Annotated in this window: 21 protein-coding genes; 5 read left to right on the forward strand and 16 right to left on the reverse strand. The window is 50.7% G+C overall.

Features of this window, described 5'->3' with window-relative positions; genetic code table 11:
- Nucleotides 1–461, forward strand: a 461-nt coding sequence (locus tag A3844_RS23560) for an IS630 family transposase (protein ID WP_143192139.1), incomplete at its 5' end; no start/stop codon positions are given.
- A gap of 12 nt (nucleotides 462–473) precedes the next feature.
- On the opposite strand, the gene A3844_RS32430 is transcribed toward A3844_RS23560, so the two are convergent.
- From A3844_RS32430 to A3844_RS23575, 5 genes are all read right to left on the reverse strand, one after another.
- Nucleotides 474–650 (reverse strand): hypothetical protein, encoded by a 177-nt coding sequence (locus A3844_RS32430; RefSeq protein WP_167374730.1) that lies wholly within the window; start codon nucleotides 648–650, stop codon nucleotides 474–476.
- Between the two features lie 19 nt (nucleotides 651–669).
- A complete protein-coding gene (locus A3844_RS23565; RefSeq protein ID WP_074108641.1) occupies nucleotides 670–876 on the reverse strand; it encodes a hypothetical protein in 207 nt (68 codons plus the stop codon).
- Nucleotides 873–1,073: a helix-turn-helix domain-containing protein gene (locus A3844_RS23570; RefSeq protein ID WP_244169835.1), complete on the reverse strand. Its 201-nt coding sequence runs from the start codon at nucleotides 1,071–1,073 to the stop codon at nucleotides 873–875. The genes A3844_RS23565 and A3844_RS23570 overlap by 4 nt, the downstream gene beginning before the upstream one ends.
- A gap of 98 nt (nucleotides 1,074–1,171) precedes the next feature.
- Nucleotides 1,172–1,333: a hypothetical protein gene (locus A3844_RS32870; RefSeq protein WP_167374731.1), complete on the reverse strand. Its 162-nt coding sequence runs from the start codon at nucleotides 1,331–1,333 to the stop codon at nucleotides 1,172–1,174.
- Between the two features lie 4 nt (nucleotides 1,334–1,337).
- Complete coding sequence (locus A3844_RS23575) at nucleotides 1,338–1,571, reverse strand: helix-turn-helix transcriptional regulator (protein ID WP_083606986.1); 234 nt, start codon at nucleotides 1,569–1,571, stop codon at nucleotides 1,338–1,340.
- Nucleotides 1,572–1,717: 146 nt separating this feature from the next.
- Between A3844_RS23575 and A3844_RS23580 the strand changes: the two genes are divergently transcribed.
- On the forward strand, nucleotides 1,718–2,245 hold the full coding sequence (locus A3844_RS23580; protein WP_074108642.1) for a helix-turn-helix domain-containing protein: 528 nt from the start codon (nucleotides 1,718–1,720) through the stop codon (nucleotides 2,243–2,245).
- A gap of 33 nt (nucleotides 2,246–2,278) precedes the next feature.
- Entirely contained in the window at nucleotides 2,279–3,502 is a 1,224-nt protein-coding gene (locus tag A3844_RS23585) for a site-specific integrase (RefSeq protein ID WP_074108643.1), read from the forward strand.
- A 194-nt stretch (nucleotides 3,503–3,696) separates the two neighbouring features.
- Here A3844_RS23585 and rlmD read toward each other — a convergent pair whose 3' ends face one another.
- The 4 genes from rlmD to A3844_RS23605 all read right to left on the reverse strand — a co-directional run bounded on the left by rlmD (nucleotide 3,697) and on the right by A3844_RS23605 (nucleotide 7,672).
- A complete protein-coding gene (rlmD, locus tag A3844_RS23590; protein ID WP_074108644.1) occupies nucleotides 3,697–5,274 on the reverse strand; it encodes a 23S rRNA (uracil(1939)-C(5))-methyltransferase RlmD in 1,578 nt (525 codons plus the stop codon).
- 283 nt (nucleotides 5,275–5,557) lie between these two features.
- Nucleotides 5,558–6,451, reverse strand: coding sequence for a diacylglycerol kinase (locus A3844_RS23595; protein WP_074084266.1), 894 nt, complete (start codon nucleotides 6,449–6,451; stop codon nucleotides 5,558–5,560).
- A 156-nt stretch (nucleotides 6,452–6,607) separates the two neighbouring features.
- Complete coding sequence (locus A3844_RS23600) at nucleotides 6,608–7,381, reverse strand: sirohydrochlorin chelatase (RefSeq protein WP_074108645.1); 774 nt, start codon at nucleotides 7,379–7,381, stop codon at nucleotides 6,608–6,610.
- Nucleotides 7,382–7,672: a YerC/YecD family TrpR-related protein gene (locus A3844_RS23605; RefSeq protein WP_020428424.1), complete on the reverse strand. Its 291-nt coding sequence runs from the start codon at nucleotides 7,670–7,672 to the stop codon at nucleotides 7,382–7,384.
- 428 nt (nucleotides 7,673–8,100) lie between these two features.
- On the opposite strand from A3844_RS23605, the gene A3844_RS23610 reads away from it, so the two are divergent.
- Nucleotides 8,101–8,664, forward strand: a complete 564-nt coding sequence (locus A3844_RS23610; protein ID WP_074084264.1) for a hypothetical protein — start codon at nucleotides 8,101–8,103, stop codon at nucleotides 8,662–8,664.
- A 146-nt stretch (nucleotides 8,665–8,810) separates the two neighbouring features.
- Here A3844_RS23610 and corA read toward each other — a convergent pair whose 3' ends face one another.
- The 7 genes from corA to A3844_RS23645 all read right to left on the reverse strand — a co-directional run bounded on the left by corA (nucleotide 8,811) and on the right by A3844_RS23645 (nucleotide 15,272).
- The gene (gene corA / locus A3844_RS23615) at nucleotides 8,811–9,770 is read right to left on the reverse strand and encodes a magnesium/cobalt transporter CorA (protein ID WP_074108646.1); all 960 of its coding nucleotides are present in this window, start codon (nucleotides 9,768–9,770) and stop codon (nucleotides 8,811–8,813) included.
- Between the two features lie 170 nt (nucleotides 9,771–9,940).
- Nucleotides 9,941–10,930, reverse strand: coding sequence for an inorganic phosphate transporter (locus A3844_RS23620; RefSeq protein WP_074084262.1), 990 nt, complete (start codon nucleotides 10,928–10,930; stop codon nucleotides 9,941–9,943).
- Between the two features lie 12 nt (nucleotides 10,931–10,942).
- Nucleotides 10,943–11,560, reverse strand: coding sequence for a DUF47 domain-containing protein (locus A3844_RS23625; protein ID WP_074084261.1), 618 nt, complete (start codon nucleotides 11,558–11,560; stop codon nucleotides 10,943–10,945).
- Nucleotides 11,561–11,750: 190 nt separating this feature from the next.
- Nucleotides 11,751–12,860 (reverse strand): DUF3048 domain-containing protein, encoded by a 1,110-nt coding sequence (locus tag A3844_RS23630; protein WP_074108647.1) that lies wholly within the window; start codon nucleotides 12,858–12,860, stop codon nucleotides 11,751–11,753.
- 307 nt (nucleotides 12,861–13,167) lie between these two features.
- Entirely contained in the window at nucleotides 13,168–13,944 is a 777-nt protein-coding gene (locus A3844_RS23635; RefSeq protein ID WP_074084259.1) for a DODA-type extradiol aromatic ring-opening family dioxygenase, read from the reverse strand.
- 85 nt (nucleotides 13,945–14,029) lie between these two features.
- The gene (locus A3844_RS23640; protein WP_074102812.1) at nucleotides 14,030–14,860 is read right to left on the reverse strand and encodes an alpha/beta hydrolase family protein; all 831 of its coding nucleotides are present in this window, start codon (nucleotides 14,858–14,860) and stop codon (nucleotides 14,030–14,032) included.
- Nucleotides 14,861–15,071: 211 nt separating this feature from the next.
- Nucleotides 15,072–15,272: a hypothetical protein gene (locus A3844_RS23645; RefSeq protein WP_074084257.1), complete on the reverse strand. Its 201-nt coding sequence runs from the start codon at nucleotides 15,270–15,272 to the stop codon at nucleotides 15,072–15,074.
- A 183-nt stretch (nucleotides 15,273–15,455) separates the two neighbouring features.
- On the opposite strand from A3844_RS23645, the gene A3844_RS23650 reads away from it, so the two are divergent.
- A complete protein-coding gene (locus tag A3844_RS23650; RefSeq protein WP_074108648.1) occupies nucleotides 15,456–16,118 on the forward strand; it encodes a DUF1129 family protein in 663 nt (220 codons plus the stop codon).
- Nucleotides 16,119–16,146 lie beyond the last annotated feature (28 nt).

Here is a 16,146-nt window from a genome sequence, read left to right on the forward strand (position 1 = left end):
AACAACGCATCATCCAGACCACAGGCAAACATCGCGGCGTCAAGTTGTTAGCCGTACTGAATTATATGACGGGTCAAATTCTCTGGAAAGAAGACGAGCAGTATAACGCAGAGACGTTTCTGTCCTTCCTACAAATGGTGGTTGAGGCGTACTCTGAAGGAAAGATTGTCATAGTACTGGATAATGCTCGTATTCATCATGCGAAATTACTTCAACCCTTTTTGGAAGATTACAAAGCACGTCTTGAATTGGTTTTCTTACCTCCCTATAGTCCGCAACTAAACTTGGTTGAGGGACTTGGGAAATGGCTGAAATCAGATGTCATTAACAACGTGTTTTTCCATACCGTCTCAGAAATCCGCAAAAAAGTGGCTGCGTTTATGCAAAACATTGCTCTCGATACTCAGACAATTATTGATCGTCTTTCCCTTCGTTTGGAAAACGACCGACTTACTGAATAATTCTAGTTCAACTTATATAGCTATTTCTTCAGCTGCCAGGTCCCGTACAGCTCGAACCATATCTGCATGTTCTTCATGGAATTCCCGCTTCGCTTCTTTCAGTGCATCCGAAAACAGACCAAGTACCTCGCAAACATAACGTTCACCTCTTTTGACAATAGCAGCAGCGGAACTCTCCTGTGCTTTCAATTGTTTCACCTCATCACAGCTATTCATGTCCAGATTCAATCACAACGGATAAGCAGGCCTGCTCGCTTTCTCCAATATCAGCTACGACTTCCAGCAGCTTCTGAGCTGCTCTTTCGCGCGTATAGCACTGATCATTCAAAAGAGACAGCGCCTCACTTAAGATTTGATGCTTCCAGCCAGACAATAGCGCCACCTCGCTCAAGATCTTGCTCTGTTGCTCGTTCATGCTGTCACCCCACCGCTCCGCAGCCATTCCTCAAGCACCGTTCTATGAAACAAAATCCGAGCACGTACCCGAATATGAGGGATTTTCTGTTCGCGGCAGAGTTGATAAATTGATGTTGTTGATACGCCGATCAGTGCCGCTGCTTGCTTCACATCCAATGTCTGCCGCTGTATCGTCGCTTGCTGAGTTTCATGCATTGTAATACCTCCTGAGGTCGGGCTCCTCTCTTGACCTTTAATTACATATAAAGGTATACTTACGCCAAGAGAACCCATAGTTTTGTTATAAGATCGTCTTAACGCGACCCCGCCAAGGATACTGCGTTAGGGCGATTTGTCTTTTCTACTGCTGATTCCTCATAATCCATACTGGCCGCTAGCAGCAAAAGGGCAATTATATTCCCCCGCTTGGTACGGACATAAAGACGGCCGTCTACAAGAATGCCGTAAAGCCGCATATCCTTAGGCTCCCTGTTCTGAGCGACTTACTGGCGTAAGTTCAAAAATATCTTCAAACTCGACACCCAGAGCATCAACGATTTTCTTGGCTACAGGTGGGCTTGGGTTACGCTGCCCATTGCAAACCTGCTGCGCGGTCACTTCACCAATCCCCGCGGATTTAGCAAGTTGACGACGCGTCCAACCTTTACGGAACATGAGCTCCGTTAACTTCTCCGCTTTTATAACCGCCTTCACAAAATATCACATCCTTAATATTGGATTTGTAATAATAATATCATAAAATATTACCATGTCAATATTGCGATTGTATATTTAATATTGAAAAAGTAATAATAATCGTATACATTAATGTTAATAATCAGGAAAAGGAAGGTAACTAGATGAACAGGGAATCTAATCCAGAGGTTACACCAGAATTATTCGGAAAAGCGCTACGCGAGGCACGCCAAGAGAATGGACTAACTCTAGTTGAAATGAGCAAAGGGTCTAAAGTGTCGCAACCTTATCTCTCGCAACTTGAGAATGGAAAAACCGGAATACCTTCACCAGAAATACTTAAAAAGATTGCTAATGCCTTTGAACCGCACATCATGACATATTCAGGTTTATTAGAGATAGCGGGCCATTTCGAATTAGCAGATGCTGTAAAGCACCAAGAGGCAATAGAAGCTTTCCCTCCATTCAGTGAGGGCGAATTAAGAGAAATGAGGGAGCACGAAGCTTTTTTAGCAGGGATTATTGACATAAAAAAATTTCTTGAACGTAAAGTAACACCTCACGCGCTATACAATGGTCATCGTCTATCCAATCAAGATCGGCAGAGAGTCCTCGATGTGCTTAAAGCCCTCTTTCCGGAGTATCAAAAGCCTCCAGTGCAAAATTCTGAAGTTAATTCTAAGCCAGAATAAACCTCTCATTTACTAGAAAGGAGCACATCAACAATGGCGAACATTCAAAAACGCGGCGACAATTCCTGGTGCTTCACCGTCTATACCGGTGTTCAGGTCAACGGCAAATACGGACGCCGCACCAAGACAGTGACCATAACCGATGAAGCATTGCTCAAGACGAAGAAGCGGCTACAGGATCACCTGGACATGGAGTATTCAAAATTCCGTGAAGAGGTTCAGGCTGGGGAGTACATTAAACCGCAGAAGATGACCATATCGGCCTTTGTAGAGGAGTGGCGGACGAAGTACGCTGCGAAGCAGCTGGAGCATAAGACCCGCACCGCATATGAATCGCACCTGAAGATACGGATCTTGCCGACCTTTGGACACATGAAGCTGGAGGATGTGAAGCCGCTCCATATTGTGAACTTCCTTGAATCGCTCAGCCAGGACGGCGGCCGGGGCGACAAGAAAAGCGGCGGGCTATCATCAGGGACGGTCCAGATTAACCACCGTGTTCTGAAGAACATCTTCTCCCGTGCCGTTGAATGGAAGATCATCAAGAGCAACCCTGTGGCTGCCGTCCAGAAGCCTAAGGTCACCAGCAAGGAAATCGTCCCCTATGATGAGCAAGAGGTGAGGCTGCTGCTTCAAGCGATTGAGAAGGAACCGATCCACTGGCGTATGCTGATTACGCTGGCCCTGACTACCGGCATGCGGCGCGGGGAGCTGCTAGGGCTGGAATGGCGGCACGTGGACTGGAAGGCGGGGGTAATTGATGTTTCCCAAACGCTTGTTCAAGCCCTCAAGGGTGAGATCATCGTCAAGGAACCGAAGACCAAGAACTCCAAACGTAAGGTTACGCTGCCGGCCTCTGTGCTGGAGGAGCTGCGGGATTATTACGCCTATAGGGTGAAGGAGCGGGACAAGCTGGGCGATGCCTGGAACGGACGGGATCGGGAAGGCCGGGAGTGGCATTTCATGTTCTGCCATCCGGACGGATCCCCATTCCACCATGAGCGCCCCTACCTTTGGTTCCGGCAATTTATTCAGAAAAACGGCCTGCGCTATATCCGCTTCCATGATCTGCGCCATACCTCTGCTACACTGCTCATTAACCAGGGCGTTCACGCCAAGATCATTTCAGAGCGGCTGGGCCACGGAAACATTACCACAACCATGAACATTTACGGTCACGCTCTCCAATCTGCTGACCAGGCTGCTGCTGACAAGCTGGATTCCCTGTTTTCCAAAAAGGCAGAAACGCAAAAATAAAGACGCTGCGGGGAGCGATTCCCGAGCGTCTTCTTGCTTTCTTTTATGTCGAATTATATTTATTTACTGGCGCTTATTTAGCTTTTTCACATCAAATTCACATCAACTGGTGATTACGTCCTCTGTATCATTAACTTTCATCGTCTTGTATTATCGTATAAACCCCTTGATATACAAGGTTTCCCTCCACTGTACTACTTGAGCTCCAGTAATGCGACTGATTCAATATGTGTCGTATGCGGGAACATATCCACCGGAGTTACCTCCACTGTCTTGTACCCGCCATCCTCCAGCACCCGCAAATCCCTCGCCAGTGTCGACGGATTACACGACACATACACCACCCGCTCCGGCTTCATTGCCAGAATCGTATCGAGCAACCTAGGATCGCAGCCCTTACGCGGCGGATCAACAACGATTACGTCCGGTGTGACGCCCTGCTCTTTCCAGTTCGGGATCACGTCTTCGGACGCGCCTACCTCGAACACTACATTCTTCATCCCATTCAACTTAGCATTAGAACGCGCGTCTTCAATCGCTTCAGGCACAATCTCAACACCGTACACCTTAGCCGCGTGCTGTGCCAGGAACAGCGAAATCGTTCCGATACCGCAGTAGGCATCAATAACCGTTTCATTTCCTGTCAATCCGGCGTATTCTACGGTTTTGCCGTACAGCACCTCAGTCTGTACCGGGTTCACCTGATAGAAGGAACGGGCAGAAATGGCGAACTGTACATCTCCGATGTAGTCGTAGATGACGTCTCTGCCCCACAGGACACGGGTTTCGCTGCCGAAGATCACATTCGTCCGCTGGGTGTTCACGTTCTGGCAGATGCTCTCCACTTGCGGCAGAGCCTCACGGATGCTGCCAATCCAGGCGTCCAGATGCGGGATGTCGCGGCCGTTGGTTACGAGGACGAGCATCATTTCGCCGGTGCGGAAGGCCTTCTTCACCACGACGTGACGCAGTAGCCCGCGTCCGGTTTCTTCATCGTAAGCAGAGATGCCAAGCTCTCTGCCGATTCGCTTCACTGCAGCTACGACGTCGTCGTTATGTTCATGCTGGATCAGACAGGTCTCCATGTCGACAATCCGGTGGCTGCCACGGGCGTAGAATCCGCCCACAAGTCCGCCGTCGGTGACGCCGATAGGCACCTGGGCCTTGTTACGGTATCGCCAAGGCTCGTCCATGCCGAGGGTGGGCCGGACGATGATGCCGTCAGCCTGTGCCCCCGCAGCACTTGCGCTTACACCCGCCAAGTTATCCCCATCAGACGCCCCAATTTCCGCTCCGGCAGTGAGATTCGCCGCTTCAGCGGCTCCTTCTGCACCCCCGCTTCCAGCTATAGCACCTCTCCCCGGTGCCCCCATAATCTGCAGCTTCCCTATCCGCTGCAGGTTGTCCACCACCAGCTGGCGTTTCCACGCCAGCTGGGCCGTGTAGTCCATATGCTGCAGCTGGCAGCCGCCGCATTGGTCATAGATCGGGCAAGGCGGCTGGATCCGGTCGCCGCTGGCCTGCACAAGCTCAAGCAGCTTGGCATAGCCATACTGCTTCTTGGTCTTAAGCACCTTGGCCCGGACCTTCTCACCAGGTAGCGCGCCCTGCACAAAAAGGGTAAAGCCCTCTACCCGGCCTACCCCCTCGCCTTCATGGGTCATGCCGATAATATCGAGCATCACCTCGTCATTCTTATTCACTGGCAGTCCGGCGGCAGGTGCCGAGCCGTCACGGCGGCTTGCGCTGCGTCCACTGCGTTGTTTACTCATCTATGGGTTCACTTCTTTCATTAGCTTCACTATTAAGCTTCCTAACTATGGTCCTCTGAAGCACCTATATCATACATTTAGTTGGAATTCCTCCAGCTAATTATATCTCATTGTCATTATTGAAGCACTTAAATGGAAAAACTCCAGCTAATTCGCCGGCTCAACATTCAAAGAAAGAGGAGCTTGTTACACGAATTAAATGGAGCAATTCCAACTATTTCAGCGCACAGAGACTTTCCAGCCCATTTAGTTGGAGTTTTTCCCGTTATTGAAGGATTCCCGCTCAATTATTCTGTGCAAAAATCCGCAGATGCTGCGGCAGTATACTGAAATTGCCCGGCAGTGTGCCGCCAAGCTCGCCGTCCAGATTTAGCTGAACATAGCCTGGGGAGGTAACCTCCATGGCATCGGTGCGGAAATAGACAACCTTCTTATCCTGCAAGTGCTCACCGCGGATCGTCAGGCTGACCAGACGGATAAATTCGGCCAGGTTACATTTCTTGACAGCGATTACGTCGAATAGTCCATCGTCAATCCGCGCATCCGGAGCAAGCTTCTCAAAGCCGCCTACGGAATTAGTATTGGCGATCAGGAAGAGCATGAACTCGTCATGGATCAGTTCTTGGCCGTTCGCGCGGATGTACAGCTCCTGCGGAGAGAGACTGGCCATTTTTTCAATCCCCTTCAGGTAGTACGCAAGCTGGCCCATCATAGTCTTCAGTCGGCTGGGAACCTCGTATGTCAGCTCAGTCAGTTGTCCGCCGCCGGCTATATTAATGAAATAACGGTCATTGGCTTTGCCAAGATCAATTAGGCGCGACTCCTGACGCAGAATCAGATCACATGAATCCTCCCAGTTCTTAGGGATACCCATCGCCCGGGCAAAATCATTGGTAGTCCCCACCGGAAATACACCGAGAGGAGGAAGATTCGGCTTCTCGGCCATACCATTGATAACCTCATTCAACGTACCGTCGCCACCCGCCGCTATGATCAGATCATAACACCCGCGTTCGACGGCTTCCGCTGCGGCTGCTGTGGCATCGCCCTCTCCGGTTGTTGCATGGCACGAGGCTTCAATACCGCCAATATCCAGCCGGTCCAAAATATCGGCAAGCCGCTTCTTCATTTCTTCCCGACCAGAAGTGGGATTATAGATCAATCTCGCAGTTTTCATTACCGGACGCCACCTGTTTATATAATTGATAACTTTACTGATTATACCCAATTCGGGACCACACAAGCAATGACGGCAAGCAGAATGCATAGATCAATGTATGCAGCAGGAGATGAAATCAATACCGGAAACACTATTTTTTGCTGCAAAATATTCTTAACAGCCTTCCCGAATCCGTTCCAGCATAACCTTCACCTGCTGCTCAATCCAGTGCGGCAATAAGGGATGCGGCAGCAGCGTCTGTCCTGAATAGGCATACTTCAGGCCGCTGAGCCGCCCGGGAATAACATGCTTGGTGAAATAGCCTTCACTTAAAAAAAGCGGAGCCACCAGTACATCATGGCCCTGCTCCTGCCAATACTCCACCTTGCTCCGCACACTGTCCGGGTTCAGCAGACCGTAGTCCGCAGCTGCTGCACCGCTAATCCGGCGCACACGTTCAGCCAGCGAGGATATCCCCTGCTGCCAGCGCTGCCGGAACCCGTCATGTACGCTGCCATGGCCCACCAGCAGAATCGTCTCCCGCTCCGGATGCTTGGACAGCCCTCGCAGCTTGTCCCAGATCATAACAGCTATATCCGGATCGTCGTCGACCGGGTAGCCGTAATGCACCCTGGCCTTGACGGCAAAAGGTTCAAGGTCGGTCTCCTTCTCCGACGCAGGCTTGGCGCCCAGCGCATACTCTATCTCATCGACATGTGTACTGCCGGAAGAAACAAACAAGGGGATCACAATAATATCTGTGACCCCTGCATGTTCCAAACTATCTATACCATCCTGAATCAAACGGCCTTCTACCAGCTCCAGAAAAGAAACCGCAACGGGCATCTCTTCCTCCAGCGCCACATGGCTTACAGCTTCCTCGACAATTGAAACCCAGGCCTGATCGCGGGAGCCGTGACTGATAATCAGTACGCCCGTCTTCATCAATTATCGTCCCAAACGTTCCAGCGTTAACTTGTATCCGTCATTCCCGTAGTTCAGGCAGCGCTTCACACGCGAAATCGTCGCAGTGCTGGCTCCGGTCTCCGCTTCAATCTGATTGTATGTAGACCCTTTGCCCAGCATACGCGCCACTTCCAGACGCTGCGAGAGGGATTGAATCTCATTCACCGTGCACAGGTCATCAAAAAACACATAGCATTCTTCCATATCTTTTAAAGTCAAAATGGCTTCGAATAATTGGTCTATACTTTTATCGTTTAGCTTCTTAAGCTGCATCGATTATCATCCCCTAAAAGTTTGGTCAGTGCTGACATCACTGATAAGATATCCTTCAAAAAAAAGAGTTCAAAAGCCTAAATGTAGTGACTATCTTGCCTCTACTATATTGTACTGGAGCACATTTTTCAAGCATTAACGGTTTCACGCTGTAAAGAACGAAATCGACGGACAAACGTCCACCCCACGCGCACAAAATTAATCCTGCATTCAGACTCCTACTCTGAATCCGCAAGATTTACCGCCTTAACTATAGTACTACATAAGCGCCGAAAATCAAGCATGGTCACGGTTTCTTCACTTCCGGCACGGGCGGGTGGGCATCCGCCCTTTTCCGCTGCTATCCCGGTAAACCGGGCGTTCGTCTATACCTTATGTTCGCCTATGACATACAGTATATCAAACCACTAACGAAGGAATGTGATGTTATGCCTGATCATTACTATAATCACTCCCGCCGGGGCGGGCGTTCGCTGGCCGAGCCGTATCCTTCATCGCCGTATCCCGGGATCAGTTCATATGCCCAGCCCCCCTTCTATGGGGAATCTGGAATGCTTCCTGCCCTAGGCACAGAAGCAGCCGCAGAGACGGCTCTGGCCGTCCCCGTTGCCGAAGCCGCTGCCGCCAAACCCGGCGGACTGCTCGGAGGACTTGGCAATCTTGGCAATCTTGGAAATCTCGCGAACATGGAGCAGATCAAGGGCATCGTTGACCGGCTGGGCGGCGTCGACGGCATTGTCAATTCCATGGGCAAGGTGCAGAAGGTCATGCAGGGATTTCAGCAGATGGCCCCGATGGTGAAGCTGGTCATGGGCAGCTTTGGCAAGAAGAAGGGCTCGGGAGCAGGCGAGCTGGCAGCTGAAGAAGACGCAGCACTCTACGGCCCCAAACGGCGCAAGAAGAGACGCTCAGGGTCACAGCCACGCAAAAAAACGGCTCCGAAGAGCCGGCGCAAATCCTCCCCCGCCTCCGTTAAACGCCGCCGCAAGTAGGCGGCGTTTAACGCTTTTGGCGAATAGCCGTTAACGGTTCTGCCGTACATCGATTCGCGGCATAGCTGCAAGCTCCAGCCTAAAAAGCGTACCTCTCAAGGTACGCTTCAGTCAAACCTGGCGCTCGATTAATGCTAATGTCCCCTTTACTTAAACCAGCCGCTGCGCCGGAACCAGCGGAACATACCCACGCCGAGCACCAGCATCAGCAGCAGCACTCCAAAGTAGCCGTATTTCCAGTCCAGCTCCGGCATTACCCGAAAATTCATGCCGTATATTCCGGCAATCAGGGTCAGCGGCATGAAGACGGTTGTGATAACCGTCAGGGTCTTCATGATCGAGTTCATCCGGTTGGAGTTGAGCGAGATGTAGCTGTCGCGCAGATCGGCTGTCATTTCCCGGTCCACTTCGATCATATCGGTCAGCTTCAGCAGATGATCATAAATATCGCCAAAGTAGATCCGCTCCTCGCCGTTGCTCTGCACATGCTGCGAATTGACGATCCGGTACATCAGGTCACGCATCGGCACGATCGTCCGGCGCAGCTTAAGCAGACGACCGCGCACATTGAATACCTGGCTCATGAGCTCTTCCACAGACTCGTTGCCGCCCTGGCTCTCCAGATCGGCAAGCTCATCCTCCAAACCGTACAAGCTTGGAAAATACCGGTCCACCAGCTTATCCATCACGGTATACGCAGCAGCCATCGGACCGCCTGACCAGCCTTTGCGGCTATGAATTTCCGCCTTTACCATCTGCCAGGCTTCATCCATCTCCGGTTTCTCCTGATGATGATAGGATACGAGGAAGCCTTTGCTGAGGAACAGGTCGATCTCTTCTGCTTCCAGCGTCCGCTCATTAAGCGCATGCAGCACAAAAAACTGCATATTCTCATAATAATCCAGCTTCGGGCGCTGCAGGATATGCATGCAGTCTTCAATCGCCAAGGGATGAAAATGAAAATAAGTATCCAGCAGCAGGGTCTCCTCCGCTGTAGGGGTGGAAAAATCGGCCCAAATCCAGGCATAATCCTCCAGGGTAATGTCCTGAAGCGGCAGATCCGTCAACACCTCACCCTTACGTGTAACTGCAAGCGTTCGTATCATATAAGTCCCCCGTCTATTGCATCTTCCACTGCTCAATCTTGCACCTAACCATTGTACAGCAAGAAGCGCCTTCCCCCCAAATGGTATACAGCTGTTCCCAGCCAACAAAAAAAGATGTCCGCAGCCATTCTTGGCTTCCGTGACATCTTGATATGCAGCCATGCTGCTGCTTAGAATATGATCTTAAAAATAATCCCTGCCAATACCGCGCTGATCGGAATGGTAATAAACCAGGTGATCACAATGCGTCCGGCGATTCCCCATTTTACAGCAGAGAAGCGTTTGGCTGAACCTACACCGAGAATAGATGATGTGATGGCATGTGTTGTACTTACCGGCAGATGCAGCAGTGTAGCCGAGAAAATAACGGAAGCGGCGGAAATATCGGCAGCGAAGCCGTTAATAGGCTCAATTTTGAAAATCTTCGTTCCCATGGTCTTGATAATCTTCCAGCCGCCAATGGACGTCCCTAGTGCCATGGATGTTGCCGCAGCGATTTTAACCCATAAAGGAACTTCCATGGTGTCCAGACGGCCTGAGGTCACGAGTGCAAAGGTGATAATCCCCATCGCTTTCTGGGCGTCATTGGTACCATGTGTGAAGGATTGAAGCGCCGCAGTAATGACCTGCATGGAGCGGAAGCCCTTGTTCACGGTATGCGGACTGCGTTTGGCGAAGATCCATTTCAGGATCGTCATGACAATATAACCAATGACAAAAGCAATCAGCGGGGAGAATACGAGCCCCTCGACGATTTCGATAAAGCCATGCCACTTGATATGCTCTGTGCCGGCACCTACGTAGACCGCTCCAGCCAACGCACCGATAAGCGCATGGGAAGAGGAGGAAGGAATCCCCAGCCACCAGGTCACCAGATTCCAGATAATCGCGGCGATCAGTGTAGCTATGACAATATCTACCCCGTTGTCCAGCAGGGCCGGATCGGTGATGCTGCCCCCGATTTTTTTGGCTACCCCCGTAAACATCAGCGCCCCGATAAAGTTCATGGAAGCCGCCATAAGAATAGCCGTCCGTGGACGAAGCGCCCGGGTGGAGACCGAGGTGGCAATCGCATTAGCCGTATCGTGGAACCCGTTGATGAAGTCGAATGCAAGCGCTAGAACAATCACAAAACCTAGTACAAATATTGATGTTTCCATATTCCAGGCCCCTTATGAGTTGCGCATGATGATCGATTCCAGCATGTTCGCTACATCTTCGCATTTGTCGGTTGTAGTTTCAAGCCGCTCGTACAGCTCTTTGCGCTTAATCAGCTCAATCGGGTCTTTTACCGTTTCGAACAGGGCTTTGGTGCAGATGCGGAGTACTTCGTCGCCCTGGTTCTCCAGATCATTCAGACGGATGGTGTACTCGCGGATGGCCAGCAGCTTCTTCTGGGAGAGCAAGTGAACCGCTTTTTGAATTTCATAGGCGGACTGGCGGAGAATCTCTGCGAACTGCACGATATATTCGTCCGGGTCCAACAGGTTGTACATATAGAAACGTGAGGCTGAAGCTTCCAGACCATCAATAACATCATCCATACTTGTGATGAGGTCCATAATATCGTCGCGTTCCAGCGGTGTGATAAACGTCTTGTTCAATTCCTTGATGACGGTGTGCGTGTACGTGTCGCATTGGGATTCATATTTCTTCATCACCGCTGCGAAATTCTCGACATTATCCCGCAGAGTCGTAATATTCTGAGCGAAATAATCTGCCGCCTGGACAATGGTATCGGCCATATTTTCCAGTGTCTCAAAGAATATGTCCTTTTTTCTCAACTTCATTAGTTTAAACCCCTTTACATAAAATGCAGCCATTCATATGTAAACAGCATGAAAATGAATGACAACCCTTGTTATCTTATCATATCAATTGAAGGTATAGAAGTAAAAGAAACGAACTTTTTTACACTATAATAACAATTCCCTGTAATCGTGAAAATAATCATCCTTACGGCTTCTTTTGGCGTCCGTATCAGGTAGAACCTGGGATCGGTGCATATTCGATATGACTGCTGAAGGAAGGGCTGTTCGGCACAATCAGAATATGGGTGATTCCGGGATACATCAGCGCCTCTGTGCCATCCTTCTTCACGAAGCGGATTACATCTCCAGGCTTGCGGGACCATCTTCCCTTCTGCACTTGTCCACGTTGAAACAGCACGGCCTCCCCTCCCAGCTCGATGTCGATCTGCAGTCTACCCACATCGTCGAGCACTTTATGGTCAGCCCCCATCACCATTACATTGGCCGCCTCGACCGGATTTCCGTCATTCAGATCCAGATGCGGCTTGCCGTTCACCCAGCGCAGATAGGTCCTCCGCTCCGTGCTGTATTTATACCCCACAGTATAGCTTTTTAGCAGAAAATTGACATTGAACTCTGCCGATGCATCTCCCCCGGCCGGTAAATCATCAGGATCTGTGAAAAGATACCCGGGAACCTCTATAGTTCCGGCGTATCCCAGCTTGTCCGCACCCTCACGCAGCTTGGCGGCATTGCTGTACAGATTATGCGGGGCTTTACGCTCCTTGTCGCGCCAGAAATAGGCTCCGGCTCTGCCGATCTCGTCCATGTCGTCCTTTTTCCCCTTCTGGAGAATGGCATACGCCGCCTGACTCCCTCCCGCATGTACCGTCACGCCGCCATAGCTTTCACCGATGTCGATAAGATACGGGCGGATGCTGCGGATCGGCCCGATTTTGACCACGCCGGTATGGCTCTGGAAAATCCCGATCAGCCGCGTAATTCCGCCTTCAGCCAGCACCTCATACAGAATATCCGCCTCGCTGATTCCTGACTGCGGCCGTGCAGCCGGCGCATTGTTGATCATCACTGCCAAGGGACGGGGCAAAATGCTCTCTTCCAGCGGAAGCCCGGTCAGCCCGGAGGTGATCCCCCCGATCACAGGCTTGGCTTCTGGTGACGGCTCAGCAGATACGGCAGGGGATGGCGCAAGGGTAGGCACTGCTGCAGGTGAAGGCGCAGGAACATTCTCCGCATCCTGATTTCCACAGGCAGAGAGCAGCAGGGCCGCAAGCACACAGCCGGTGATTAGACGGGAAGAATAACGGCTTAGGGTCATATGTATTTTTTCCTCCTAAAAGTTTTATGGAGCCTTGCTTCCTGATCTTTCTACGCAATAAAACTGGCTTCGTAAGCATGCGCTTAGTTTTATGGAGCCTTTCATCCTGATCCTTCTACGTAATAAAACTGGCTTCGTTCTTCCATTTAATCATAGCGGAGTCCATTTGTCTTGATTCCCGCATCAAGTGGAAACGGCTTCGCCGTCCTTTTAAGAAGGTATCCGTTTCAGGACATATACATTCATAAATTTTAAAAAGGACACAGCCCCTCTTCAGGCTGCATCCCTCATGTATCGTATGTGTAATTTAGTCAATCATCCAGCAGTTCAGGCTAAGCGTCCCGTATTGGTAGGCTTGAATCATGAGCTGTGCGCGTCTGCCTTCATCGGCTGTTCCCATTACATAGAAGATCGGCACAAAATGCTCTCGTCCATAGCTGGGAACCGCATCGCGTACATGCGGCGCTTTTTTCTCATAAGCGAACAGTGCAGGCAGGTTCCATGCTTCAAGGCCGGCGGCTATCCAGGCATCGAAGTCAAGCGCCCATTGCTCAGGCTGGTCGTCCTGCTTCAGCAGCCGCAGATTATGAACCAGCCCCCCGCTTCCGATCAGCAGAACACCCTCATCACGCAGTGGGGCCAGCATCCTGCCGATATTATACTGCTCCTCCGGGGAACGCAAGGAATCGACAGACAAGGCCACTACAGGGATATCGGCAGCCGGGAACATCTTTTTCAGAATGACCCAGATTCCATGATCAAGCCCCCGTCCCAGCACCGGCTGGTGAGGAAGATTGTTCGCGGTAAAGAGTTCGGAGATTCGGCGGCTGAGTGCGGAATCCCCAGGTGCTGGATAGGTCAGCGAATACATCTCGTCCGGGAATCCATAGAAATCATGCAAGGTTTCGTGCTGTCCATCTACTGTAATCAACTGCTCAGGGCTGTCCCAATGCGCAGAAAAGACTACAATGCCGCGCGGTGTCCCCAGATCAGCCCCCAGCCGTTCCAGGAAACGGGTATATTCGTTATTCTCAAGGGCAAGCAGCGGAGAGCCATGTGCAATAAAAAATGCCGGTAATTTCATAGGGTGCCCACCTCCATAACCCAGTATATGGTCTGCACTTTTATTTTACCGCTTATTCTGAGTTAATGCGAGCGGAGGACAAACCCTAAATCATCCAGTTCTGCCATTCTTCCTGCACATGCTCCTGTTGATTCATCCAATCCTTGGTCCGTTTCAGCAACTGGGCCTGCGCCGGACCTGATGAGAAGGTATGATCCCCCTGAAAAATCACTTCTTTGTCGCAGCGGCCCTCCGGGCGTGTCCAGAACAGTTTCTGGTAAAGAAAGGCATAGTCCACAGGGATCACATCATCAGAAGTTCCGTGGATCACCAGCACATCGCCGCTGAATTTGCCAGCTTCCTGAAATGGCTGAAAAGCGGCAAGTGAGTTGAAATAGACCGGTGTAAACGAATAGCCGGAAAAATCCGATGAACCGCTCTTCACCGAACGGTCATAAGCTTCCCTGCCCACGATCTTTACGATATCATTGAACGGGTAGCCTACCGCCGCCCACAGGACCAGATTCTTGACCCGGCGGTCCCGCACTCCGGTGAGCAGGGCTACCGCACCGCCAAGACTGTGCCCGATCAGCGTCACACGCTGAGGATCTACATCGGCGGAGGTGATGCCATAGTCGAGAACGGCCCGGGTCTGGGCAATCATCGATTCCATGTCTTCACTGCCATAGTTCCCGCTGCTCTCCCCGCAGCCCACATAATCAAAACGGATTACCATATATCCGTCAGAAGCCAGCTCGCGGGCAGCCTTGACAAAAATCCGGTCGACTCCGATCCGGTTGCCGACGAATCCATGGCAGATCACCGCAAGCGGCACCCTTTCCTTGCAGCGTCCGGAGCTTCCCTTTTCCCTCGATGGATAATGGATGCTGGCTGTTAATTCTTCCCCGTGATGACGAATGATAATATTCCGTTCCATTGCTGAAGCCCTCCTCTAAAAAGGCACATTATTTTAAATTATAATTATCCCGATTAAATTAGTCAGATTAATATCTTCATTATACGTTTTGCTTTCCTATTGTCAACAAGCAGCAGGAATAAACAGCCGTGCAGGCTTAGCAAAAAGCCCCTTCTGCTCGGCATGGAGCAAAAGAGGCCCAGCACTGGAGGAACTGCACTTCATTTACTATTTATTCATAGCTTTCGTGAAACATATCATGCGTTTTCCGTCTGCCCTGCCAGCCTTCCAGGCCATTCTCAGGCGTATCCAGCTCAGAATCCCATAAGCTGAATCCGTCGGAATTGCCCCAATCCCCCACTTCACCTGCAAGCGGAGGCGCGAAGCCGTCACCCACGAATTTGCCTGTCTCTTCTCTGTTATCAGTATCCATAACGCTCCCTACCTTCCTTGAAGCCATAGTGGTGAAGCCGAACCATTAACAGTGTTCACTCTTCCAAACGGATTATTCATCCCGGGCAGAGAAATGCTTGTCCTTGCACACAACCGCCACCCAAACGTATACTCTAGGTTAAAGACCTATTTAGGCCCACCACTGGAGGTTTATATTTTTACTATGAAAGTCAAAGCAATGATTAAGCAAAATAATGTACTGCGTGAGCAGATGACACCCTTCAACCGCTCTTATTATGAAGATATGCTGCTGGCGCTCCGTGCCAGCAAAGTAGACCCGGTCCGAACCGAGCAGCTGCTGCTGGAGGCGGCAGCACTTCTGCTGGAGGGGCAGGGTAAAGGTAAAAATGCCAAACAGATTTTTGGCGAGCATCCTGAGGACTATTTCAAAGAGATTACCGGCAGCGTCTCTACCCCCAAGGTGCGCAGCAAGCTGAACCACTACCTGATGATTTCCTGTGCCGCACTGACAGGGCTGTTCAGTGTGTATGCCATCGCTGGCCTGCTCCTGTTATGGAGTACAGGGGAAGCGGGCCTGTTCGGCCGGATCAGTATATTTACAATTCTTGTCGTAGGTGCGGGGGCTATTGTCCTTATGGAGATGATCATGAGATGGATGTCCTCCTTATCCGAGGATGATGCGCCAAAGCCCAAGGCATTCGATATCAAGGCACTCGGAATTTATGTAGGCATTGCTATTCTGGTAGTATTCCTCGGTGTGTTTCTTGACAACTTGTTTCCGGTCATTTCTATCTCCCCTTGGGTAAGTCTGGTTCTCGCTGTGGCCGGGGGGCTTGGGTTAAAGTTAGTATTTTTCAGATCATAGATGTCAGGGTTCCAAGTTCAACTCAAAC

It is taken from the genome of Paenibacillus helianthi (assembly GCF_001909055.1).
GTDB lineage: Bacteria > Bacillota > Bacilli > Paenibacillales > Paenibacillaceae > Paenibacillus_AQ > Paenibacillus_AQ helianthi.

Excerpts from the sequence above, each read along its gene's own strand:
- A3844_RS23565 (WP_074108641.1), bottom strand. The coding sequence starts at position 876 with ATGAACGAGCAACAGAGCAAGATCTTGAGCGAGGTGGCGCTATTGTCT.
- A3844_RS23570 (WP_244169835.1), bottom strand. The coding sequence starts at position 1,073 with ATGCATGAAACTCAGCAAGCGACGATACAGCGGCAGACATTGGATGTG.
- A3844_RS32870 (WP_167374731.1), bottom strand. The coding sequence starts at position 1,333 with ATGCGGCTTTACGGCATTCTTGTAGACGGCCGTCTTTATGTCCGTACC.
- A3844_RS23580 (WP_074108642.1), top strand. The coding sequence starts at position 1,718 with ATGAACAGGGAATCTAATCCAGAGGTTACACCAGAATTATTCGGAAAA.
- A3844_RS23585 (WP_074108643.1), top strand. The coding sequence starts at position 2,279 with ATGGCGAACATTCAAAAACGCGGCGACAATTCCTGGTGCTTCACCGTC.
- rlmD (WP_074108644.1), bottom strand. The coding sequence starts at position 5,274 with ATGAGTAAACAACGCAGTGGACGCAGCGCAAGCCGCCGTGACGGCTCG.
- A3844_RS23595 (WP_074084266.1), bottom strand. The coding sequence starts at position 6,451 with ATGAAAACTGCGAGATTGATCTATAATCCCACTTCTGGTCGGGAAGAA.
- A3844_RS23605 (WP_020428424.1), bottom strand. The coding sequence starts at position 7,672 with ATGCAGCTTAAGAAGCTAAACGATAAAAGTATAGACCAATTATTCGAA.
- A3844_RS23610 (WP_074084264.1), top strand. The coding sequence starts at position 8,101 with ATGCCTGATCATTACTATAATCACTCCCGCCGGGGCGGGCGTTCGCTG.
- corA (WP_074108646.1), bottom strand. The coding sequence starts at position 9,770 with ATGATACGAACGCTTGCAGTTACACGTAAGGGTGAGGTGTTGACGGAT.
- A3844_RS23620 (WP_074084262.1), bottom strand. The coding sequence starts at position 10,930 with ATGGAAACATCAATATTTGTACTAGGTTTTGTGATTGTTCTAGCGCTT.
- A3844_RS23625 (WP_074084261.1), bottom strand. The coding sequence starts at position 11,560 with ATGAAGTTGAGAAAAAAGGACATATTCTTTGAGACACTGGAAAATATG.
- A3844_RS23630 (WP_074108647.1), bottom strand. The coding sequence starts at position 12,860 with ATGACCCTAAGCCGTTATTCTTCCCGTCTAATCACCGGCTGTGTGCTT.
- A3844_RS23635 (WP_074084259.1), bottom strand. The coding sequence starts at position 13,944 with ATGAAATTACCGGCATTTTTTATTGCACATGGCTCTCCGCTGCTTGCC.
- A3844_RS23640 (WP_074102812.1), bottom strand. The coding sequence starts at position 14,860 with ATGGAACGGAATATTATCATTCGTCATCACGGGGAAGAATTAACAGCC.
- A3844_RS23645 (WP_074084257.1), bottom strand. The coding sequence starts at position 15,272 with ATGGATACTGATAACAGAGAAGAGACAGGCAAATTCGTGGGTGACGGC.
- A3844_RS23650 (WP_074108648.1), top strand. The coding sequence starts at position 15,456 with ATGAAAGTCAAAGCAATGATTAAGCAAAATAATGTACTGCGTGAGCAG.